Origin of the sequence: Cellulomonas citrea (genome assembly GCF_009829685.1) — a bacterium.
In the GTDB taxonomy this organism is placed as follows: Bacteria; Actinomycetota; Actinomycetes; order Actinomycetales; family Cellulomonadaceae; genus Cellulomonas; species Cellulomonas citrea.
In genome coordinates this window covers 1-2678 of the sequence record NZ_VWSD01000238.1, presented here as the reverse complement: position 1 = coordinate 2678, position 2678 = coordinate 1, and the positions used below count along the sequence as shown (strand labels likewise).

The 2678-nt window shown below is 73.8% G+C and carries 3 protein-coding genes; all 3 read left to right on the top strand.

Features of this window, described 5'->3' with window-relative positions; translation table 11 throughout:
* Positions 1 to 183: 183 nt before the first annotated feature.
* Genes F2B26_RS15595 through F2B26_RS15585 form a run of 3 tightly spaced genes read left to right on the top strand, consistent with a single transcriptional unit; the run spans position 184 to position 2582 of the window.
* On the top strand, positions 184 to 486 hold the full coding sequence (locus F2B26_RS15595; protein ID WP_159810914.1) for an urease subunit gamma: 303 nt from the start codon (positions 184 to 186) through the stop codon (positions 484 to 486).
* A gap of 10 nt (positions 487 to 496) precedes the next feature.
* A complete protein-coding gene (locus F2B26_RS15590; protein WP_159810912.1) occupies positions 497 to 886 on the top strand; it encodes an urease subunit beta in 390 nt (129 codons plus the stop codon).
* The gene (locus F2B26_RS15585) at positions 879 to 2582 is read left to right on the top strand and encodes an urease subunit alpha (RefSeq protein ID WP_159810910.1); all 1704 of its coding nucleotides are present in this window, start codon (positions 879 to 881) and stop codon (positions 2580 to 2582) included. Before F2B26_RS15590 ends, F2B26_RS15585 begins: the two co-directional genes overlap by 8 nt.
* Positions 2583 to 2678 lie beyond the last annotated feature (96 nt).

Genomic DNA, 2678 nt, shown 5'->3' with positions numbered 1-2678 from the left:
GCCGGACGACCCGCACCCGGCGCTGCCGGCGCCGGTGCTGCCGCCGATCCGGCTGGTGCCGCGGGGCTGAGCCGGTCGCGCACGGCCGGGTGAGGTCTGCCGGGCCCGTCTCGGCCAGGATGGATACAATTCAGGGATCAATTGGATACATGTTCGTCACATCTGTCGACGATCATGGCGCCCATGCACCTGACCCCGAGCGACCAGGAGAAGCTGCTCCTGGCGGTGGCCGGCATGGTCGCGCGCGACCGACGTGCGCGCGGCGTGCTGCTCAACCACCCCGAGTCCGTCGCGCTGCTCACCACCTGGGTGATCGAACGCGCTCGTGAGGGGGCGAGCGTCGAGCACCTCATGGTCGCCGGACGTGACGTCCTGCACCGCGACGAGGTGATGGCCGGCGTGCCCGAGATGCTCCCCGACGTGCAGGTCGAGGCCACCTTCCCGGACGGCCGCAAGCTCGTCACGATCCACCACCCGATCAGCTGAGGAACCCGCCATGGCCCACGCCACCGCCGACGGACCCGGCGCCGTCCGGGTGCGCCCCGGCACCGTGCACCTGAACGCCGACCGCGCCCCGCACGAGCGCGGCACCGCCGTCCTGCTCAACACCGGCGACCGGCCGATCCAGATCGGCTCGCACCTGCACCTGCCCGACGCGAACCCGGCCCTGGCGATGGACCGCGAGGCGCTGCACGGCTTCCGGCTCGACATCCCGGCCGGCACGTCCCAGCGGTTCGAACCGGGCGCCTCGCGCGAGGTCGCCGTCGTCGCGCTCGGCGGCCGCCGCCGGGTGCCGGGCATCGTGCCCGGACGCGACCCGCAGCACACCGTGGCGCCCCGGCCAGGTGCCGGACCGACCAGCCGACCGGAGGCCGCTCGTGGTTGAGATCTCCCGTGAGCGCTACGCGGCGCTCTACGGCCCCAGCACCGGCGACCAGGTGCGCCTGGGGGACACCGACCTGTGGATCGAGGTCGAGGAGGACCGCACCTTCGGCGGTGAGGAGGCCGTCTTCGGCGGCGGCAAGTCGATCCGCGAGTCCATGGTCCAGGGGCTCGCCACCAGCGCCGAGGGTGCCCTCGACACCGTCATCACCAACGCCGTCGTCCTCGACTGGTGGGGGGTGGTCAAGGCCGACGTCGGCATCCGCGCCGGGCGCGTCGTCGCGCTCGGCCGCGCCGGCAACCCGGACGTGTCCGACGGCGTGCACCCCGACCTGCTCATCGGGCCGGGCACCGACGTCATCAGCGGCGAGGGCAAGATCCTCACCGCGGGCGGGATCGACTCGCACGTCCACCTCATCTCGCCCTCGCAGGTGCACGAGGCGCTGGCCACCGGGCTCACCACCCTGGGCGGCGGCGGCACCGGGCCCTCGGAGGGCACCAAGGCGACGACGGTGACCCCCGGGGCCTGGCACCTCGCGCAGATCCACCGCAGCCTGGACCCGCTGCCGGTCAACGTGCTGCTGCTCGGCAAGGGCAACACGGTGAGCCGGGCCGGTCTGCGCGAGCAGGCGCTCGCCGGTGCGGGCGGGTTCAAGGTGCACGAGGACTGGGGCTCGACCCCGGGTGCGATCGACGCCGCCCTGGCCGCGGCCGACGAGTGGGGCCTGCAGGTCGCGCTGCACTCCGACTCGCTCAACGAGGCTGGCTACGTGCAGCAGACGCTCGCCGCGATCGGCGGCCGCTCGATCCACGCGTTCCACGCCGAGGGGGCCGGCGGCGGGCACGCGCCCGACATCCTCACGGTCGCCTCGCACCCCAACGTCATCCCGGGGTCGACCAACCCGACGCTGCCGCACACCGTGAACACGGTCGCCGAGCACCTCGACATGCTCATGGTCTGCCACCACCTCAACCCGCAGGTGCCCGAGGACCTCGCGTTCGCCGAGTCCCGGATCCGCGCGACCACCATCGCCGCCGAGGACGTGCTGCACGACCTCGGCGCCCTGTCGATCACGTCGTCGGACGCCCAGGCGATGGGCCGCATCGGGGAGGTCATCACACGCACCTGGCAGGTCGCCCACGTGATGAAGGTGCGGCGGGGCGACCTCGACCCGAGCACCCCGGCCGACAACCTGCGGGCCCGGCGGTACGTCGCCAAGTACACGATCAACCCCGCGATCGCGCACGGCATCGACCACGAGGTCGGCTCGGTCGAACCCGGCAAGCTCGCCGACCTCGTGCTGTGGGACCCGGCCTGGTTCGGTGTGCGGCCGTCGGTGGTCCTCAAGGGCGGGGCGATCGTGTGGGGCGCGCTGGGCGACCCCAACGCCTCGATCCCGACCCCGCAGCCGGTGCTCATGCGCCCGGCGCTCACCGACGCCGTCGGGGCCGACGTGTCGGTCTCGTTCGTCGCGCCCGCGGCGCTGCAGGACGGGCTGGCCGACCGGCTCGGGCTGCGGCGCCGGCTCGTGGCGGTGGCCCCGACCCGGGACGTCGGCAAGGCCCAGATGCGGCTCAACGACGCGCTGCCCCGCATCGAGATCGACCCCGAGACGTTCGCCATCGCCATCGACGGGCAGGACGTGCGTCCGGCGCCCGCCACCGAGCTGCCGCTCGCCCAGCGCTACAGCATGTTCTGAGCGGTGCGGCCGATGGGGCAGCCACGCGCGGGCGGGACCACGACGGCGCTCGTGGCGACCCTGCTCGCCGACGCCCGGCTGCCCTCGGGCGGCCAC

What these genes read in the sequence shown, in the direction of transcription:
- F2B26_RS15590 (WP_159810912.1), top strand. Translation starts at nt 497, where the DNA reads ATGGCCCACGCCACCGCCGACGGACCCGGCGCCGTCCGGGTGCGCCCC.
- F2B26_RS15595 (WP_159810914.1), top strand. Translation starts at nt 184, where the DNA reads ATGCACCTGACCCCGAGCGACCAGGAGAAGCTGCTCCTGGCGGTGGCC.